The sequence below is a fragment of the Pelomonas baiyunensis genome, from assembly GCF_043555935.1.
In the GTDB taxonomy this organism is placed as follows: domain Bacteria; phylum Pseudomonadota; class Gammaproteobacteria; order Burkholderiales; family Burkholderiaceae_C; genus Pelomonas; species Pelomonas baiyunensis.
Window position 1 is genome coordinate 522718 of sequence record NZ_JBIGIB010000002.1, and the last position, 17963, is coordinate 540680.

Genomic DNA, 17963 nt, shown 5'->3' on the forward strand with positions numbered 1-17963 from the left:
CCGAGGTGATGCCTTGCCGGCACAGGACTTGCACCGTACAATCCGAGCTTCACCTGAAATGAACCGCAGCGTTGGCGAGCCTGGCGTTGCTGTTTGCGAGCTCCGGACGATATCCCCCGGTGCAGGATTCAGGTGAACGAGTGGGCGGATTCATCCTGCCCATTTTTTTTGCTTTTTCGATTTCGCTGCTTCCCGCATCAGGAAACCATCAGACGCATGAGTTGGCAAACCGCTGTAGAGACGACCGTGACCGGCTTGGGTTACGAACTCGTGGACTGCGAACGCAGTGCCGGCGGATTGCTGCGCGTGACGATTGACAAGCTGCCGGCGCAAGCCGATGCGGGCGAGCTGATCACGGTGGACGACTGCGAGAAGGTCACGCGCCAGCTTCAGTATGTGCTGGAGGTGGAGGCGTTCGAGTACGCCCGGCTGGAGGTCTCCTCGCCGGGGCTGGATCGCCCGCTCAAAAATGCCGCGCACTACGCGCGCTTTTCCGGCCAGGAAGTCGACATCACGCTGAAGCTGCCGTTCCAGGGGCGCAAGAAATACCGCGGCGTGCTGAGCGCGCAGCCGGGTGCAGAAAGCGATCAGGCGTGGCGCTTGGTGTTCGATGACGGTGCCGCTGAGCAGGCGCTCGACTTCACGCTGGATGAAGTGCGCGACGCTTGCCTGGTGCCTGCCTTCAGCTTCAAGGGCCGAGGTGGCGAGCCGGCGCCGGATCGCAAGCCCGGTCAGCGGGGCGTGATCAAGCCGAAGAAGTTGCCCAAGGACGCAGCAGCAAAGAAACAAGCGGGCGAGCCCAGCGAGGCGGCGCCCGGCCCGAATAAGGTTGACGGAGGTCTCAAGCAATGAACCGCGAAATGTTGATGCTGGTGGACGCGATCTCGCGCGAAAAGAGCGTGGAGCGCGATGTCGTGTTCGGTGCGGTTGAAGCCGCACTGGCCTCGGCCACCAAGAAGATTTACGGCGGTGAAGCCGACATTCGCGTCGCTGTGGATCGCGATTCGGGCGAGTACGAGACGTTCCGCCGTTGGCACGTGGTGCCCAACGAAGCCGGCCTCCAGAATCCGGACGCCGAAATCCTGCTGTTCGAGGCGCAGGAACAAATCGCCGACATCGAGGTGGACGACCACATTGAAGAGCCGGTCGAGTCCGTGCCGATCGGTCGTATTGGTGCGCAGGCCGCCAAGCAAGTCATCCTGCAAAAGATCCGCGACGCGGAGCGCGAGCAGCTGCTGAACGACTTCATGTCGCGCGGCGAAAAGATCTTCGTCGGCACCGTCAAGCGTCTGGACAAGGGCGACATCATTGTCGAGAGCGGCCGCGTGGAAGGCCGCCTGAAGCGCAGCGAGATGATCTCGAAAGAGAACCTGCGCACCGGTGACCGCGTGCGCGCGGTCATCCTCGGCGTGGATCCCACCCAGCGCGGCCCTCAGATCATGCTGTCCCGCTCGGCGCCCGAGTTCATGAAGGAACTCTTCGCGCAGGAAGTGCCGGAGATCGAGCAAGGCCTGTTGGAGATCAAGAGCTGCGCCCGTGACAGCGGCTCGCGCGCCAAGATCGCCGTCGTGAGCCACGACCGCCGCGTCGACCCGATCGGCACCTGCGTCGGCGTGCGCGGTTCGCGCGTCAATGGTGTGACGACCGAACTCGCGGGTGAGCGCGTGGACATCGTGCTGTGGAGCGAAGACCCGGCTCAGTTCGTCATCGGCGCGCTGGCTCCGGCCAACGTGCAGTCCATCGTGGTGGATGAAGAGCGCCACGCCATGGACGTGGTGGTGGACGAGGAAAACCTCGCCATCGCCATCGGCCGTGGCGGTCAGAACGTGCGCTTGGCGTCTGAGCTGACGGGCTGGCGCATCAACATCATGTCGGCCGAAGAATCGGCCGCCAAGCACGAGCTGGAAACTGAATCGGTCCGCAAGTTGTTCGTCGAGAAGCTCGACGTGGACGCGGAAGTCGCCGACATCCTCATTGCCGAAGGCTTCACCAGCCTGGAGGAAGTCGCCTACGTGCCGATGCAGGAAATGCTCGAAATCGAAGCCTTCGACGAAGACACCGTCACCGAGCTGCGCACCCGTGCCAAGGATGCGCTGCTGACGATGGAAATCGCCAAGGAAGAGAAGGTTGAAGAGGTGTCCCAGGATCTGCGCGACCTGGAAGGCGTGACGCCTGAGCTGCTGGCCAAGTTGGCCGAAGGCAGCATTCACACCCGCGACGACCTGGCCGACCTGGCCGTGGACGAATTGGTCGAATTGGCCGGCCTGGACGAAGCGGCCGCGCGTGCATTGATCATGAAGGCCCGCGAACACTGGTTCAACGCCTGATCACCCACCCCACGCCGCGCCGCACCGAAAGCAATCTGAAGGATCCCCACATGGCCGTGACTACCGTCGCCCAATTTGCCGCCGAGCTGAGCAAGCCGGCGGGCACGCTGCTGGAGCAGCTGCAAGCCGCGGGCGTCAAGAAGTCTTCCGTTGACGACTCGCTCAGCGAGTCCGACAAGGAACGCCTGCTCGACCACCTGCGTACCGCCCATGGCACCGCAGGCACCGAACGCAAGAAGATCACCCTGGTCAAGAAGTCGACCACGGAGATCAAGCAAGCCGATGCCTCGGGCAAGGCTCGCACCATCCAAGTCCAGGTCAAGAAGACCCGCACGTTCATCAAGCGCGATGACGCCAGTGACGAGGGGGCTTCCGGTCCGGACGACGCCGAACTGCTGCGCCGCGAAGAAGAGGCCCAGGCTCAAGCCGCCGCGCTGCGTGCCCAGGAAGAAGAGTTGGCCGCCAAGGTGAAGGCCCGCGAGGACGCCGAGCGGGCTGCCCGCGAGGCCGCTGCTGCGGCCAAGGCTGCGGCTGAAGCCGCTGCTGCGGAAGCCGCTGCCAAGGCTGCGGCTGAGGCCGCCGCTGCGGCTGCCGCCGCGAAGGCTGCTGAAAAGGCTGAGGACCCGGCCGAAGCGCGCGCTCGCAGCGCGGCTGCTGCGGCGGCGGAAGCTGCCGCCATCAACAAGGCGGCCGCGGCCAAGCGCGCCGCCAAGTCCGTCCCGGCCGTTGAGGCACCGGTTGCCGCAGCCCCCGCGCCTGCGGCGCCTGTTGCTGAAGCAGCCGTTCCGGCCGCGGCAGCCCCTGCAGCCGAACCGCCCAAGCCCGCGCTGCGTGTGGTGAAGGCCGTGGATGCGGCCGCCGAAGAAAAGCAGAAGCAAGACGACCTGGCGCGTCGGCGCAAGGCGGCTGAAGAAGAGGCCGCCAAGATCCGCGCGATGATGAACGCACCCAAGAAGGTGCTCGTCGCGAAGAAGCCCGAGGAGCCCAAGCCGGCGGAAGCTGCGGGCATCAAGGGCACCATCCACAAGAAGGCGGGCGCCCCGACGCCGGCGTCTGCTGCGCCGAGCGCGGGTGCTGGCAAGCCGGGTGACAAGAAGTCGGTCAAGTCCGAGAAGCTGTCGTCCAGCTGGGCGGATGACGCCGCGAAAAAGCGGGGTCTGAAGACCATTGGCGCCGGCCCTGCGGGTGCCGGCCGCCCCGGTGGTGGCAACTGGCGTGCGCCGGCGCGTGGCGCGGCGGGCCGTCGTGGTGACCGTGGCGCCAACGGGCAGTCGACGTTCCAGCCGCCGGTGGAACAGCAAGCGCAAGAGGTGCACGTTCCGGAAACCATCTCGGTGGCCGATCTGGCGCACAAGATGTCGGTCAAGGCTGCCGAGGTCATCAAGCAGTTGATGAAGCTCGGCCAGATGGTCACCATCAACCAGCAGCTGGACCAAGAAACGGCCATGATCGTGGTCGAAGAAATGGGCCACAAGGCGTTCGCCGCCAAGCTGGACGATCCGGATGCTTTCCTCGAAGAAGAGGGCAGCGGCTCGGAGCAGCACGAAGCCCTGCCGCGTGCACCGGTGGTCACGGTCATGGGTCACGTCGACCACGGCAAGACCTCGCTGCTGGACTACATCCGCCGTAGCCGCGTGGCCGCAGGCGAAGCTGGCGGCATCACGCAGCACATCGGCGCGTACCACGTGGAAACGCCGCGCGGCATGATCACCTTCCTGGACACCCCGGGTCACGCGGCTTTCACGGCCATGCGGGCTCGCGGTGCCAAGGCGACGGACATCGTCATCCTGGTTTGCGCGGCGGACGATGGTGTGATGCCCCAGACCAAGGAAGCCATCCACCACGCCAAGGCGGCCGGCGTGCCCATCGTGGTCGCCATGACCAAGGTGGACAAGCCCGACGCCAACATCGAGCGCGTGAAGAGCGAACTCGTGGGTGAGGAAGTGGTGCCGGAAGACTTCGGTGGCGATTCCCCGTTCGTGGGCGTGTCGTCCAAGACCGGTCAAGGCATCGACGAACTGCTGGAGCAGGTGCTGCTGCAGGCTGAAGTGCTGGAGCTCAAGGCCCCGGTCGAATCCATGGCCAAGGGCCTGGTGATCGAAGCCAAGCTGGACAAGGGCCGCGGTCCGGTGGCCACGGTGCTGGTGCAGAGCGGCACGCTCAAGCGCGGCGATGTGGTGTTGGCCGGCTCGACCTATGGCCGCGTGCGCGCCATGCTGGACGAAGACGGCAAGGCCGCGACCGAGGCAGGTCCTTCGATCCCCGTGGAAATCCAAGGTTTGACCGAAGTGCCGCAGGCTGGTGACGAATTCATGGTGCTGGGCGATGAACGCCGTGCCCGTGAGGTGGCGACCTTCCGTCAAGGCAAGTACCGCGACGTCAAGCTGGCCAAGCAGCAGGCGGCCAAGCTCGAAAACATGTTCAACGAGATGGGCCAGGGCGACGTGCAGACGCTGCCGCTCATCATCAAGGCCGACGTGCAGGGCTCGCAGGAAGCGCTGGCCGCTTCGCTGCTCAAGCTCAGCAACGCCGAGGTCAAGGTGCAGATCGTTCACGCGGCGGTCGGCGGCATCAGCGAAAGCGACATCAACCTCGCCATCGCGTCCAAGGCCGTCATCATCGGCTTCAACGTGCGTGCCGATGCCGGTGCGCGCAAGTTGGCCGAGGGCAATGCCGTGGACCTGCGCTACTACAGCATCATTTACGACGCTGTGGACGACGTGACCAAGGCCATGTCCGGCATGCTGGCCCCCGAGCAGCGCGAGGAAGCCCTCGGTACCGCCGAGATCCGCGTGGTGTTCGTGGCCTCCAAGATCGGTACGGTGGCGGGTTCGATGGTCACCAGCGGCTTGGTGCGCCGTGGCGCGCGCTTCCGTCTGCTGCGCGACAACACCGTCATCTACACGGGTGAGGTCGAGTCGGTGCGCCGCGAGAAGGACGACGTGCGCGAAGTCAAGGAAGGCTTCGAGTGCGGTATCAAGCTCAAGAACTACAGCGACATCGCCGAGGGTGATCAACTCGAGTTCTTCGAGATCAAGGAAGTGGCCCGCACGCTCTGAACGCCAACCCCGAGGGTTAACCCCGCCCCTCGGGGCGGGGTTTGTTCTTTATCGACGGTCTGCGCCTGAAACGCGAACCGTCTGAACAGGAAACCGCCATGCGACACAAACGCGCCATACCCAACCGCTCCTTCCGCGTTGCCGACCAGATCCAGCGCGATCTGGCGGAGCTCATCCGCGAGTTGAAGGACCCGCGCATCGGCATGGCCACCATCAGCGCGGTCGAGGTCACGCCGGACTACGCCCACGCCAAGGTGTTCTTCTCGGTGCTGGTCGGCGACCCGGCTCAGACCCAAGAGGCACTGAACGAGGCCGCGGGCTACCTGCGCAACGGCCTGTTCAAGCGCCTGCAGATTCACACCGTGCCGACGCTGCACTTCCAGTTCGACCGCACGACCGAACGTGCGGCCGAGATGAGCGCGCTCATCAGCAAGGCCAACGCGACGCGTGCGGCCGACGAGGGCGAGGAGCCGAATGAGTGAGTCGGGCGTGAACGCTGAGCTGGCCGCAGCGCCCGCGGAGCGCCCGGCACGCGTGCGCGTGCAGCGCCGGCCGCTGCATGGCGTGTTGTTGCTCGACAAGCCGTTGGGCCTGTCGAGCAACGACGCGCTGCAGAAGGCCAAGTGGTTGCTGCGTGCGGAAAAAGCGGGTCACACGGGGACGCTCGACCCGCTGGCCACCGGCCTGCTGCCGCTGTGCTTTGGGGCCGCTACCAAGTTCAGCCAGCTGAGCCTGGATGCCGACAAGCGTTACCTGGCCACCCTGGCCTTGGGCGTTCGCACCACCACCGGTGACGCCGAAGGTGAGGTGCTGGAGCGACGCGATGTCGACGGCATCACGCAGGCGCAAATCGCCGCCGCGTGCGCCGGGTACGTGGGTGAGATCGATCAGATGCCGCCGATGTACTCGGCCCTCAAACACGAAGGCAAGGCGCTGTACGAATACGCGCGCCAGGGCATCGAAATCGAACGCAAAAGCCGCCGGGTCACGATTCACGCCATCGACATCGTGGCCATGCACCCTGGCACCGTGACACTCGACGTTCGCTGCACCAAGGGCACCTACATCCGGACGCTGGCCGAGGACATCGGCGCGGCGTTGGGCGTGGGCGCCTCGCTGGCGGCGCTGCGGCGCACTGGCTCAGGCAGCTTGACGCTGCAGGGCAGCGTGACGCTGGCCCAGATCGAAGCGTTGCCGGACGACCAGCGAGCCGGCCTGCTCACCTCACCCGACTGCCTGCTGGCAGACGCTCCCGAATTGCGCTTGACCATGCCAGACGCCGTGCGATTCCTCTCGGGCTTGCGTCGCCGTGTCGAGGCGCCGGATGCCGAGCGCGTGCGCGTGTACGGCCCTGAAGCGCATGCCTTTCTCGGCAGCGCCCACATCACTGCCGGCGAGCTGATCGCCGATCGTCTGTTGACCCCGCCGGAGGTCCAGGCGCTGCTCGAGAAGCATTGAACCGGTTTTACTGAGAAGCACCACCATGACCACCCCGATCCGCAACATCGCCATCATTGCCCACGTTGACCATGGCAAGACCACCATGGTGGACCAGCTTCTGCGCCAAAGCGGCACCTTCGCCGACCACGAGAAGGTCGTCGACACCGTGATGGACAGCAACGCCATCGAACGCGAGCGCGGCATCACCATCCTGGCCAAGAACTGCGCGGTCAGCTGGGGCGGCACGCACATCAACATCGTGGACACCCCCGGACACGCGGACTTCGGCGGTGAAGTCGAGCGCGCGCTGTCCATGGTGGACGGCGTGGTGCTGCTGATCGACGCCCAGGAAGGCCCGATGCCGCAGACCCGCTTCGTCACGAAGAAGGCGCTGGCTCTGGGCTTGAAGCCCATCGTTGTGGTCAACAAGGTGGACAAGCCGGGCGCCAAGTGCGATGCCGTCATCAACGCTGCCTTCGACCTGTTCGCCAACCTGGGCGCGACGGACGAACAGCTTGACTTCCCGGTCGTCTACGCCTCGGGCATCAACGGCTGGACTTCGCTGACCGAAGGCGCACCCGGCGAGAAGTGGGGCCCGGACATGTCCGCCCTGTTCGAGACCATCCTGAAGCACGTGCCGCCGCAGTCCGGTGACGCCAGCGCGCCGCTGCAACTGCAGATCTCGGCGCTGGACTTCTCGACCTTCGTCGGCCGCATCGGCGTGGGCCGCATCAGCCAGGGCACCATCAAGCCGGGCATGCAGGTCACCGTGATGGAGGGCCCCGGCGGCAAGGCCGTCAATGGCCGCATCAACCAGGTGCTGACTTTCCACGGTCTGGACCGCGTGCAAGTGACGGAAGCCGGCCCGGGCAACATCGTGCTGATCAACGGCATCGAGGAGATCGGCATCGGCGTGACCGTGACCGACCCGGCCAACCCGGCCCCGCTGCCCATGCTGAAGGTGGACGAGCCGACGCTGACGATGAACTTCTGCGTCAACACCAGCCCGCTGGCCGGTCGTGAAGGCAAGTTCGTCACCAGCCGCCAGATCTGGGACCGCCTGCAGAAGGAACTGCAACACAACGTGGCGCTGCGCGTGTCCGAAACCGACGAAGACGGCATCTTCGAAGTCTGCGGCCGGGGCGAACTGCACCTGACCATCTTGCTGGAGAACATGCGCCGTGAAGGCTACGAGCTGGCCGTCTCCAAGCCGCGCGTGATGTTCAAGGACATCGACGGTGTGAAGAGCGAGCCCATGGAAATGGTGACCGCCGACGTCGAAGAGACCCACCAGGGCGGCGTCATGCAGGCGCTGGGCCTGCGCAAGGGCGAGATGATCAACATGGAGCCGGACGGCAACGGTCGTGTGCGCCTGGAGTACCGCATCCCTGCGCGTGGCCTGATTGGTTTTGCCAACGAGTTCATGAACCTGACCCGCGGTTCGGGCCTGATTTCGTCCATCTTTGACGGCTACGAAGCCCACAAGGGTGAGATCGGCGGCCGCAAGAACGGCGTGTTGATCTCCATGGACGACGGCGAAATCTTCACCTACGCCCTGGGCAAGCTGGACGACCGCGGCCGTATGTTCGTGAAGCCCAACGACCCGGTCTACGAAGGCATGATCGTCGGCATCCACAACCGCGACAACGACCTGGTCGTGAACGCCACGCGCACCAAGCAGCTGACCAACTTCCGCGTCTCCGGCAAGGAAGACGCGATCAAGATCACGCCGCCCATCGACCTGACGCTGGAATACGGTGTGGACTTCATCGACGACGACGAGCTCGTCGAGATCACGCCCAAGAGCGTGCGCCTGCGCAAGCGCTACTTGAGCGAGAACGAGCGCAAGCGTGCAGCGCGCGCTTAAGCGCGGCCAGCAGGCTCGCGTTCCGCGGGAAAGTTGACCTCCCCGGCCTCCTCCAAGAGGGGGCACTAGTCAGATGACTGCCCGCGCCCCTCTTCAGGGGCGCTCTTCTTGATGAGTAACCGTCGCGCTGTGTTGCTGATGCTGCTGGTCACGCTGATGTGGAGTTCGGCGGGCGTGGTCACGCGGCATCTCGACGCAGCGCGCGGCTTCGAGATCACCTTCTGGCGCAGTGCATTCAACGCGCTGGCGCTGGTGCTGATCCTGGGCGTGATGCGGGGACGCGGCTTGTTCAGCCGCTTGCGCGATACGACCGTCTGGACGTCGGGCGTCTGCTGGGGCGTGATGTACACGGCCTTCATGGTCGCCCTGTCCTTGACGACCGTGGCCAACGTGCTGGTCACCATGTCCCTCGGCCCCTTGCTCACCGCGTTGCTGGCGCGGGTGTTTCTGAAGCAGGCCATCGCGCTGCGCACCTGGATCGCCATCGCGGTGGCCAGCATTGGCATTGCGTGGATGTTCGGCCAGCAGGCCGATGCGCGTGGCGGGCTCGCGGGTGTGGCCGTGGCCTTGGCGGTGCCTCTGGCGGCTGCCGTCAACTGGTGCCTGCTTCAGAAGGCAGGCGAAACGGACGGCGCCGACATGCTGCCGGCCGTGCTGCTCGGGGCGGTGTTGTCGGCCGGCGCCACGCTGCCCTTGGCCTGGCCGTTGCAGGCGCAGACCCATGACCTGGCGCTGCTGGGCTTTCTGGGCGTGTTCCAACTGGCGGTGCCTTGCCTGCTGGCGGTGCGTTTGACGCGCGAACTGCCCGGGCATGAGTTGGCCCTGCTCGGCCAGGCGGAAACGCTCTTGGGCGTCCTCTGGGCTTGGGTGTTCGCGGGCGAACACCCTGGCACCGCTGCACTCATCGGCGGTAGCCTTGTCCTGCTGGCGTTGCTGGCCAACGCGTGGCTCGCGCCGCCCTCGGATTCCTTGGTATCGAAAAACACATGAACGACTTGCTTCCGCCCCTCGTGTCCGACGGCCAGATCGTGGCGTCGGTGAATGGCTGCCTGGGCCTGATCACCCTGAACCGGCCGCAAGCCCTGAATGCCCTGTCGCTGGGCATGGTGCGCGACATCACCACCTTGCTGCAGCACTGGGCGAGTCGGCCCGAGATCCAGGCCGTGGCCGTGCTGGGCGCGGGGCGCGAGGGCAAGCCGCCGGCGTTCTGTGCGGGGGGCGACATCCGCTTCTTCCACCAGGCCGCCCATGCCGGTGACGCCTCACTGGAAGACTTTTTCACCGAGGAATACCGGCTCAATCACCTCATCCATGCCTACCCGAAGCCGTACATCGCGCTGATGGACGGCATCGTCATGGGCGGCGGCATGGGCATCAGCCAGGGTGCCAAGCTCCGCGTGCTGAGCGACCGGTCCAAGCTCGCGATGCCTGAGACCGGCATCGGCCTGTTCCCGGACGTCGGCGGCGGCTACTTCCTCGCCCAGTGCCCCGGCCATGTGGGCGAATGGATGGCACTCACGGGCCATGCGATTGCCGCCGGAGACGCCATCGAATGGGGTCTGGGTGACGTCTACGTGCCTGCTGCCCAATGGCCGGACCTGGTGGCCGCGCTCACCACTCGCCCGCAGCCCACGGCCGAGCACGTGGTCGCGACCGTGATGGAGCGGGCCGACCTGGCGCCTGCGTCCGACCCCAAGGCGGCTGCCGAGCGCATCGACCGCCACTTCGGCGCCGCGTCGGTGGCCGAGATCCTGGCCTCACTTGACGCCGCCGGTGATGACTGGGCGCGCGACACCGCTCAGACGCTGCGCAAGCGGTCGCCCGTCATGATGGCGGTGGCGCTGGAACTGGTGCGCCGGGGCCGTCACCTCAGCCTGGCGGAGGACCTGCGGCTGGAACGCGACCTGGTGCACCACAGCTTCCATCTGCGTGGCGGCGCCACCGAGAGCGAAACCGTGGAAGGCATTCGCGCCCTTGCCGTGGACAAGGACCACGCGCCGCGCTGGCGCCCCGGCAACGTCGCCGACGTGGACCCGGCCGAGGTGGCGCGGTTCTTCGTGAGCCCGTGGGCGGCGGCTGAACATCCGCTGAAGGATCTGAAGTGACCCGCCTGGCGGAGCCCGCAGGCGTGGCGCACCGCTTGAACCTGGGCATCCAGGGCCTGCGCGGGGTGGCCATCCTGTTGGTGCTGCTGAACCACGCCGAAGTGCCCGGCTTCGGTGGCGGCTTCGTCGGCGTCGACGTGTTCTTTGTGATCTCTGGCTACCTGATTGGTGGCCTGCTGCTGCGCGAACTGGATCGAAACCAGCACATCGACCTGTGGGCTTTCTACGGCCGCCGCGTGCGGCGGTTGCTGCCAGCCGTGGCGGTGTTGATGGCAGTCACCTTGGTCGGGGTGCGCTGGCTGTACGCCCCCCAGGAGCAAGACGAGCTTTTTTCCTCGATGCGTGCCGCGGCGCTGTACGCCATCAACCTCTGGTTCGCCAGTCGCCCGACTGACTACTTCGGTGGCCATACCGAAGCCAATCCGCTGCTGCACCTCTGGTCGCTGGCGGTGGAAGAACAGTTCTACCTGTTCTGGCCGTTGCTGCTGATCGCCACCGCCCGAATCGCCCGGCTGGGCGCCCGGGCGGCGACCACGGCACTGGTGTTGGGGCTGGGGAGTCTCAGCTTCACGGCTTGCGTGTGGATGTCCCTGGTCAACTACAAGTACGCCTTCTTCCTGACGCCGTTTCGCATCTGGGAATTCGCCGTCGGCATGGCGGTGATGCTGATCGCCCCCAAGGTCACTGCGTGGCGGCCTGCGGTCGTGTCGGCGCTCGGTGCGGTGGCCGTGGTTGTGCTGGCGGTTGTGTCCTGGGGGTTTGAAGGGCGCATGCGATACCCAGGGGCCTGGGCAGCCATTCCGGTGCTGTGCGCGGCTGGTTTGCTGATCGTCGCTCAGCAGCAGCAATCGACCTCGGTGGGCCGCTTGCTGCAGATGCGTTGGCTGCGCTGGGTGGGAGACAGTTCCTACTCGATCTACCTGTGGCACTGGCCCGTGCTCATCTTGTTGACCATGCTGGTGCCGCAGCCCGGCGCGTGGTGGACGGGCGGCGCCATCGCGTTGTCGATTGGTCTGGGCTGGTTGTCTTACCGTGGCGTGGAGCAGCCCTTCATCCATGTCCGGCTGCAGGGCTGGTCACCCAAGCAAATCAACGCGGCAGGACTGGCGCTGTGTGTGCTGCTGGTCGGTGCCACACAAGGCATTCGGCGCCAGGTCACGGTTGGGCCGGAGCAGCAAGCGTTCATCCAGGCCGCGCGCTGGGACCAGGTCGAGAAGACAGGTTGCCTCGTGTTGGCTCCGGCTGTGGACCAGCCGCCTTGCGAGTTCGGTCCGGCGGATGCCCAGCGCACCGTGGTGCTGTTCGGTGATTCGCATGCCGCCCAATGGTTTCCCGCCCTGCGGCGGCTGGCCGACGAGCAAGGGTTTCGCTTGCACGTGTTGACCAAATCCGCGTGCCCGTCCGTGTCGGCGCACGTGGCGGTGTACACGACGTTCGCCCCCTATCGCGAGTGCGACGTCTGGCGCGAGCGCATGTTCGAAAGGGTTGAAGCCCTGAAGCCAGACGTCATTTTGCTGGCCAACTCGACAGGCTACGAGTTGTCCCTGGACATCTGGAAATCTGGCTTGGCGGACACCGTGACCCGGTTGAAACGAACCGGTGCCGCCATCGGCTATCTGCGTGACATTCCCTTTCCGGGCTTTGATGTGCCCCTGTGCCATGCACGGGCGGCTTGGCGCGGCTGGTCGTTGGGGGAGGCCTGCACCTATGCGGCCGCGGAAGAAGAGCGCCGGATCGGTGGCTGGGTGAGGACCGAACTCGCCACGCTGAGCCCGCACGGCGTGCGCTATATCGACCTCAGCGCCCACCTGTGCCAGTCCAGCGCTTGCCCCACTTCGGCGGAGGGCCGGGTGTTCTTCAAGGATCGGAATCATTTGACTGAAGCCTTCTCAAGCGACCTTGCCCCAGTGCTGAAGCCGATCCTATCTGAACTCATTCCTCCCAACCCTTCGCCATGAACCCGATGCAGTCCGAAGGCCTGGGCATTGCCAGCCCCTGGCGCCTCTCCGTGGCGCCCATGATGGACTGGACGGATCGGCATTGCCGTTACCTCCATCGTCTGATCACCCGCCACGCCTTGCTGTACACCGAGATGGTGACCACGGGCGCGTTGATTCATGGCGACCAGGGGCGGCATCTCGACTTCAACGCCGAGGAGCATCCGGTGGCATTGCAGCTGGGCGGCAGTGAGCCCGACGACCTGGCCGCGTGCGCCAAACTGGCCGAGCGCTGGGGTTATGACGAGGTGAACCTGAATTGCGGCTGCCCGAGCGAGCGTGTTCAGAAAGGGGCCTTTGGTGCCTGCCTGATGAACGAGCCGCAGTTGGTGGCCGATTGCGTGAAGGCCATGCGGGATGCCACCGCGCTGCCGGTCACGGTCAAGCACCGGATCGGTATCGACAAGATCGAGAGCTACGAGTTCGTGCGCGACTTCGTGGGCACCGTGGCCGCGGCTGGCTGCGAGGTGTTCATCGTCCACGCGCGCAACGCCTGGCTGCAGGGCCTCAGCCCGAAGGAAAACCGCGAAATTCCGCCGCTGCGCTATGAGATCGTGGCCCAGCTCAAGTGTGACTTCCCGGGGCTCACCATTGCCGTCAACGGCGGCCTCAAGACGCCTGACCAGATTGCCGAGCAACTGCGCGTGGTGGACGGCGTGATGATCGGCCGCGAGGCTTATCACGAGCCGTGGAGCATGTCGCAGTGGGATTCGCGCTTCTTCGGCCAGCCCGACCCCGCGCCCGACCGCGAAGCCGTGGAAGACGCGTGGCTGGACTACCTGGACCGCGTGCATGCGTCCGGGCGCTCCTGGGCGCATGCGATGCGCCACGCGTTGGGCCTGTGGAACGGCACACCCGGCGCGCGCCGTTGGCGCCAGGTGTGGAGTGACCATCGGCTCAAGGCCTTGCCGCCGCGCGACGTGGCGGCGCAGGCGCGTGCGGCGCGGCTGTCGGGCGTTGCCGCCGAAAGCGCGGTGCGCGGAGCCGCGTGACGCACCGTGTCGAGTGACGGTTCGCCTCAGGGAATGACCGAGGCCGCCCTGGCTGGCGGCTTGGGCGCTTGCGTGTTTGACACCGATCTGGGCCCGTGCGGGTTGGTCTGGAGCGAGTTGGGCGTGGTGGCCAGCCGCTTGCCGCCGGTCAGCTGGGCCGACCTCGAGCGCCGGTACCCCCAAGCCCAACCCGTGCAGGAAGCGAACCTCCCGGACGCGATGCAGCGCGTGGTGGCCGGTGTTCGCGACCTGTTGGCCGGCCGTCGGGCTGACTTGAGCGACGTGGTGCTGGACGAGCGCGACGTGCCGGCGTTTCATCGGCAGGTGCATGCGCTGACGCGGGCCATTCCCCAGGGCGAGACCCGCACCTATGGCGAGTTGGCCGTGGCGTTGGGGCAGCCAGGCGCGGCGCGCGCCGTGGGGCGGGTGCAGGCGGAGAATCCGTTTCCGCCCATCGTGCCTTGCCACCGCGTGATGGGCGCCAGTGGCGCGCTGACTGGCTTCTCTGCGCCCGGCGGCGTGGTCACCAAGCAGCGGCTGCTCGTGCTGGAGGCCCGCGCCGTGGGCCAATGGGCGGGCGAGCAACCCGCACTGTTCTGACGCGGACGGCAGCAACCTGCACCCCGCTGCATGAGCCTGCGGCAGGCGATGTCAGAGGGCGGCGGCAGCGCCGACAATCGGGCATGTCCTTTTCTTCCCTGGGCTTGACCCCTGCCTTGCTGCGCGCGGTGCGCGAGCAGGGCTACCACGCACCCACGCCCATTCAGGTGGCGAGCTTGCCCCCCATCCTGGCTGGGCGCGACGTGCTGGCCTTGGCGCACACCGGCTCCGGTAAAACGGCCGCCTTCGCCTTGCCGTTGCTGCAGCGCCTTGCCAGCGCGCCGCCGGGTGCCGGGCCTCGGGCCTTGGTGCTGGCGCCCACGCGCGAGTTGGCCATCCAAACCGCGACGCTGCTGCGCGAGTTGGCGGCGCGGCTGCTGCATCGGCCCCGCGTGGCGTTGGCGTTCGGCGGCGTGTCCATCAACCCCCAGCTCATGGCACTCAGAGGCGGCTGCGATGTGATGGTGGCCACCCCGGGCCGACTGCTGGACTTGCTGGACCACAACGGCCTGCGCCTGTCGCAGGTGGAACTGCTGGTCCTTGACGAGGCCGACCGCCTGCTGGCTGCGGGCTTTGCGGAAGAGCGCGAGCGCGTGCTGGCGCAGCTGCCTGCACGGCGCCAGACCCTGCTGTTTTCGGCCACCTGCCCGCCGGCGGTGCAAACCATGGCGGCGGACCTGCTGGTCGACCCGGTGCAGGTGCGGGTGGACGAAGCCCCGCCGCAGATCGTGCAGCGTGCCCTGCAACTCGATCGCGCCCAGCGTTTGCCGGCGCTGCGGCAGTTGCTCAAGACCGCCGGATGGCGCCGCACGCTGGTGTTCGTGGCCAGCCGCTACACGGCGGACCTGGTGTCTGACAAGCTGTTCGCCCACGGTTTCAAGGCGGGCGTGCTGCATGGAGAACTGAGCCAGGGAGCGCGCCGTGATGTGCTGGCGGCGCTGAAAGCCGGCACGGTGGATGTGCTGGTGGCCACGGACGTGGCGGCGCGCGGCTTGCATGTCGATGGGCTGGACGCGGTCGTCAACTACGAGCTGCCCCGCTCGGCGGCGGACTACACCCACCGCATCGGCCGCACCGGTCGCGCGGGCGCCGAGGGCACCGCGGTGAGCTTCATTTGCGCTGACAGCCCGGAGAACGCCGAAAGCCATTTCCGCCTGATCGAGAAGCGCCAGGGCCAGCGGGTGTCGCGTGAGCAACTGGAGGGCTTCGCGCCGCAGGCGGTGGCCACCGAGGCGCAGGCCACCGGCGGCATCAAGAGCGCCACCCGCAAGAGCAAGAAAGACAAACTGCGCGAGGCGGCCGCCCGCGCCGGAGGCACACCCGATGGGCATTGAGATCGAGCGCAAGTTCCTGGTGGCGGACTCGGGCTGGCGGGAGGCGGTGACGCAGTCCACGCGCTTCAGCCAGGGCTATCTCAGCCGGGATCCGGCCCGCACGGTGCGGGTGCGTGTGGCGGGGGACGCCGCCTTTCTCACCATCAAGGGCCGCACGCAGGGCGCGAGCCGCGCGGAGTTCGAGTACGCCGTGCCGGTGGCCGATGCCCAGGCGCTGCTGGCGCTGTGCGACGGCCCGGTCGTCGAGAAGCTGCGCCACCTGTGCCTGCACGCGGGCATGACCTGGGAGGTGGATGAATTCCTCGGCGCCAACGCCGGCTTGGTGGTGGCGGAGCTGGAATTGCAGTCGGAAGACCAGGCCTTTGAGCGACCCGCCTGGGTGGGCCAGGAGGTCACCGGAGACGGCCGTTACGTGAACGCCAACCTGGCGGTGCACCCGTTCAGCACCTGGGTGCGCTGACGTCTCTGAACCGCCGGCTCGGGCGTTCAGCGTCGGTTCACCAGGGCGCTTCGCCCTCGGCCAGCGGTTCGGCAGACAAGGCCTGCGCCGGCGTGGCACCCGGGGCCGCCGCCGCAGAGGCGGGCGTCCCGGCGGCCGCAAAGTCGTGTTCGCCGCCCAGGCCTTCGATCAGCGCCGGGATCAAGCCGCTGAGCTCGCCCGTGGCCAGCGCCATGTCGGCGTCGAAGGCTTCGTCGCCGCTGGCTTCGGCACGGCCCTCGAAGGCGAGGTCCAGGAAGCTGATCTTCTTGATGCCGAACGCCTCGGTCAGCGTGAAGGCCACGCGGTCCTTGTAGCTGAGCGCCAGGCGCGTGGGCATCTTGCCGCTGGTCAGGTGGGCGCGCACCTCGTCGATGTCCAGCGGGTGGCGCGCATAGCGAACCACCGGCTTTTCTTCGTCGCTGCCCTTGAGCTCGCACTCGCGCTCGATCTGGAAGCCTTCGGGCGTCACGCCGTCCAGCAGCCAGGCCGCCATGCACGCGGCCGGGCTTTCGGCCGTCTGCACCAGGTGCAGCGACAGCCCGGGGCTGGCCTGGATGAGCAGGGTGATCACTTCGTCGGCGCGGCTGCTGGAGCCCGCGTCCACGAACAACAGGCCCTGGGCCGGCGCGATCCACACCTGGGTGGCCGACGTCTTGGTGAAGGCGCGCGGCAGCAACTCGTGCGTGGCCTGCTCCTTGAGGTCCTTCTTGGCCTTCTTGCCGGGCTTGCGGCCGGTGGTTTCCTCGATGTGCTCGGCCAACTCGTCCACGCGCTCCTGCACCACGGAGGAGGGCAGCAGGCGCTGTTCGCGCTTGAGCTTGATGAGCCAGTGGCCGTCCACCACTTCCACCAGCGGTGCGTGCTCGATGCCGCGCGGCGGGGCCCAGCCTACGGCGAGCGGCTGGGTGGGGGCGCAGGCGAGGAAGGGCTCCTTGGCCAGTTGTTCGGCGAGCTGCTGGGCGTCGGTCTGCCAGCCTTCGCCAATGCGGTAGGTGATCAGGTTCTTGAACATGGCGCTTGAGAAACAAGAAGCCCGCCAGCGGCGGGCTTGGGGTGTCGGGAATCGGACGGGATTGTCTCAGGTCTGCCCGGCCGACTTGCGGCGGTGGCGGCGGAATCAGGCGCCGGCCATCACCTGGCGCAGCAGCTTCTCGAACACCTCGACGGACTGGCCGCCCTGGATCAGGTGCTGCTGGTTCAGCACGATGGCGGGCACGCCCGAGATGCCCTGGCGCTGGATTTGCTGCTCGGCGGCGGCCACTTCAGCGTCGAACTCGCGGCTGGCCAGCACGGCTTGGGCTGCATCTGTGGGCAGGCCCACGGCGGTGGCCACGTCCAACAGCACAGCGGTGTCAGACACATCGCGGCCGTGTGTGAAGTAGGCCTGCAGCAAGGCCAGCTTGAGCTGGCGCTGGGCGGCCGGGCCGTGGTGCTCGCCGGCCCAATGCAGCAGGCGGTGGCCGTCGCGGGTGTTGTAGATGCGGCTGCGGGCCTGCATGGCGAAGGTGAAGCCCAGCTCGGCCCCGCGGTCGCGGATCGCCTGGCGGGTGCCGGCCATCTGTGCGGGTGAGGCGCCGTATTTGCGGCCCAAGTGCTCGTCGATGTCTTCGCCCTCGGGCGCCATGTCGGGGTTGAGCTCGAAGGGGTGGAAATGCAGGTCCAGCGTCAAGCCGGGGATGCGTGCCGCGGCAGCCTCCAGCGACAGCAGGCCAATCGCACACCAGGGGCAAACGATGTCGGAGATGAAGTCAATGCGCATGG

At 66.8% G+C, this 17963-nt stretch carries 14 protein-coding genes and 1 pseudogene; 13 read left to right on the top strand and 2 right to left on the bottom strand.

The window, feature by feature from the left end; all coding sequences use genetic code 11:
- Window positions 1-216: 216 nt before the first annotated feature.
- The 13 genes and pseudogenes from rimP to ACG01O_RS08825 all read left to right on the top strand — a co-directional run.
- Window positions 217-756: pseudogene (gene rimP, locus ACG01O_RS08765) on the top strand (ribosome maturation factor RimP); the annotation flags it as partial.
- Window positions 757-848: 92 nt separating this feature from the next.
- Window positions 849-2327: a transcription termination factor NusA gene (gene nusA, locus ACG01O_RS08770; protein WP_394383596.1), complete on the top strand. Its 1479-nt coding sequence runs from the start codon at window positions 849-851 to the stop codon at window positions 2325-2327.
- Between the two features lie 50 nt (window positions 2328-2377).
- Window positions 2378-5386, top strand: a complete 3009-nt coding sequence (gene infB, locus ACG01O_RS08775) for a translation initiation factor IF-2 (RefSeq protein WP_394383598.1) — start codon at window positions 2378-2380, stop codon at window positions 5384-5386.
- 98 nt (window positions 5387-5484) lie between these two features.
- Entirely contained in the window at window positions 5485-5868 is a 384-nt protein-coding gene (gene rbfA, locus ACG01O_RS08780) for a 30S ribosome-binding factor RbfA (protein ID WP_394383600.1), read from the top strand.
- Window positions 5861-6844 carry a tRNA pseudouridine(55) synthase TruB gene (truB, locus tag ACG01O_RS08785; RefSeq protein ID WP_394383602.1) on the top strand — a complete coding sequence of 328 codons (984 nt, stop codon included), beginning with the start codon at window positions 5861-5863 and terminating at the stop codon, window positions 6842-6844. The genes rbfA and truB overlap by 8 nt, the downstream gene beginning before the upstream one ends.
- A 25-nt stretch (window positions 6845-6869) precedes the next feature.
- Window positions 6870-8693, top strand: coding sequence for a translational GTPase TypA (gene typA, locus ACG01O_RS08790; protein WP_394383604.1), 1824 nt, complete (start codon window positions 6870-6872; stop codon window positions 8691-8693).
- Between the two features lie 111 nt (window positions 8694-8804).
- Window positions 8805-9683, top strand: a complete 879-nt coding sequence (locus ACG01O_RS08795; RefSeq protein WP_394383606.1) for a DMT family transporter — start codon at window positions 8805-8807, stop codon at window positions 9681-9683.
- A complete protein-coding gene (locus tag ACG01O_RS08800) occupies window positions 9680-10798 on the top strand; it encodes an enoyl-CoA hydratase/isomerase family protein (RefSeq protein WP_394383608.1) in 1119 nt (372 codons plus the stop codon). The genes ACG01O_RS08795 and ACG01O_RS08800 overlap by 4 nt, the downstream gene beginning before the upstream one ends.
- The gene (locus ACG01O_RS08805) at window positions 10795-12756 is read left to right on the top strand and encodes an acyltransferase family protein (protein WP_394383609.1); all 1962 of its coding nucleotides are present in this window, start codon (window positions 10795-10797) and stop codon (window positions 12754-12756) included. Before ACG01O_RS08800 ends, ACG01O_RS08805 begins: the two co-directional genes overlap by 4 nt.
- The gene (gene dusA / locus ACG01O_RS08810; RefSeq protein WP_394383611.1) at window positions 12753-13787 is read left to right on the top strand and encodes a tRNA dihydrouridine(20/20a) synthase DusA; all 1035 of its coding nucleotides are present in this window, start codon (window positions 12753-12755) and stop codon (window positions 13785-13787) included. Before ACG01O_RS08805 ends, dusA begins: the two co-directional genes overlap by 4 nt.
- Window positions 13788-13820: 33 nt before the next feature.
- Window positions 13821-14387 carry a methylated-DNA--[protein]-cysteine S-methyltransferase gene (locus tag ACG01O_RS08815; RefSeq protein WP_394383613.1) on the top strand — a complete coding sequence of 189 codons (567 nt, stop codon included), beginning with the start codon at window positions 13821-13823 and terminating at the stop codon, window positions 14385-14387.
- An 83-nt stretch (window positions 14388-14470) separates the two neighbouring features.
- Window positions 14471-15721, top strand: a complete 1251-nt coding sequence (locus ACG01O_RS08820; protein ID WP_394383614.1) for a DEAD/DEAH box helicase — start codon at window positions 14471-14473, stop codon at window positions 15719-15721.
- Window positions 15711-16181 (top strand): CYTH domain-containing protein, encoded by a 471-nt coding sequence (locus ACG01O_RS08825; RefSeq protein WP_394383616.1) that lies wholly within the window; start codon window positions 15711-15713, stop codon window positions 16179-16181. Before ACG01O_RS08820 ends, ACG01O_RS08825 begins: the two co-directional genes overlap by 11 nt.
- Window positions 16182-16218: 37 nt before the next feature.
- Here ACG01O_RS08825 and ACG01O_RS08830 read toward each other — a convergent pair whose 3' ends face one another.
- Both ACG01O_RS08830 and ACG01O_RS08835 read right to left on the bottom strand, forming a co-directional pair.
- Window positions 16219-17214 carry a recombination-associated protein RdgC gene (locus ACG01O_RS08830; RefSeq protein ID WP_394383617.1) on the bottom strand — a complete coding sequence of 332 codons (996 nt, stop codon included), beginning with the start codon at window positions 17212-17214 and terminating at the stop codon, window positions 16219-16221.
- A 105-nt stretch (window positions 17215-17319) separates the two neighbouring features.
- Window positions 17320-17961 carry a DsbA family oxidoreductase gene (locus ACG01O_RS08835; RefSeq protein WP_394383619.1) on the bottom strand — a complete coding sequence of 214 codons (642 nt, stop codon included), beginning with the start codon at window positions 17959-17961 and terminating at the stop codon, window positions 17320-17322.
- Window positions 17962-17963 lie beyond the last annotated feature (2 nt).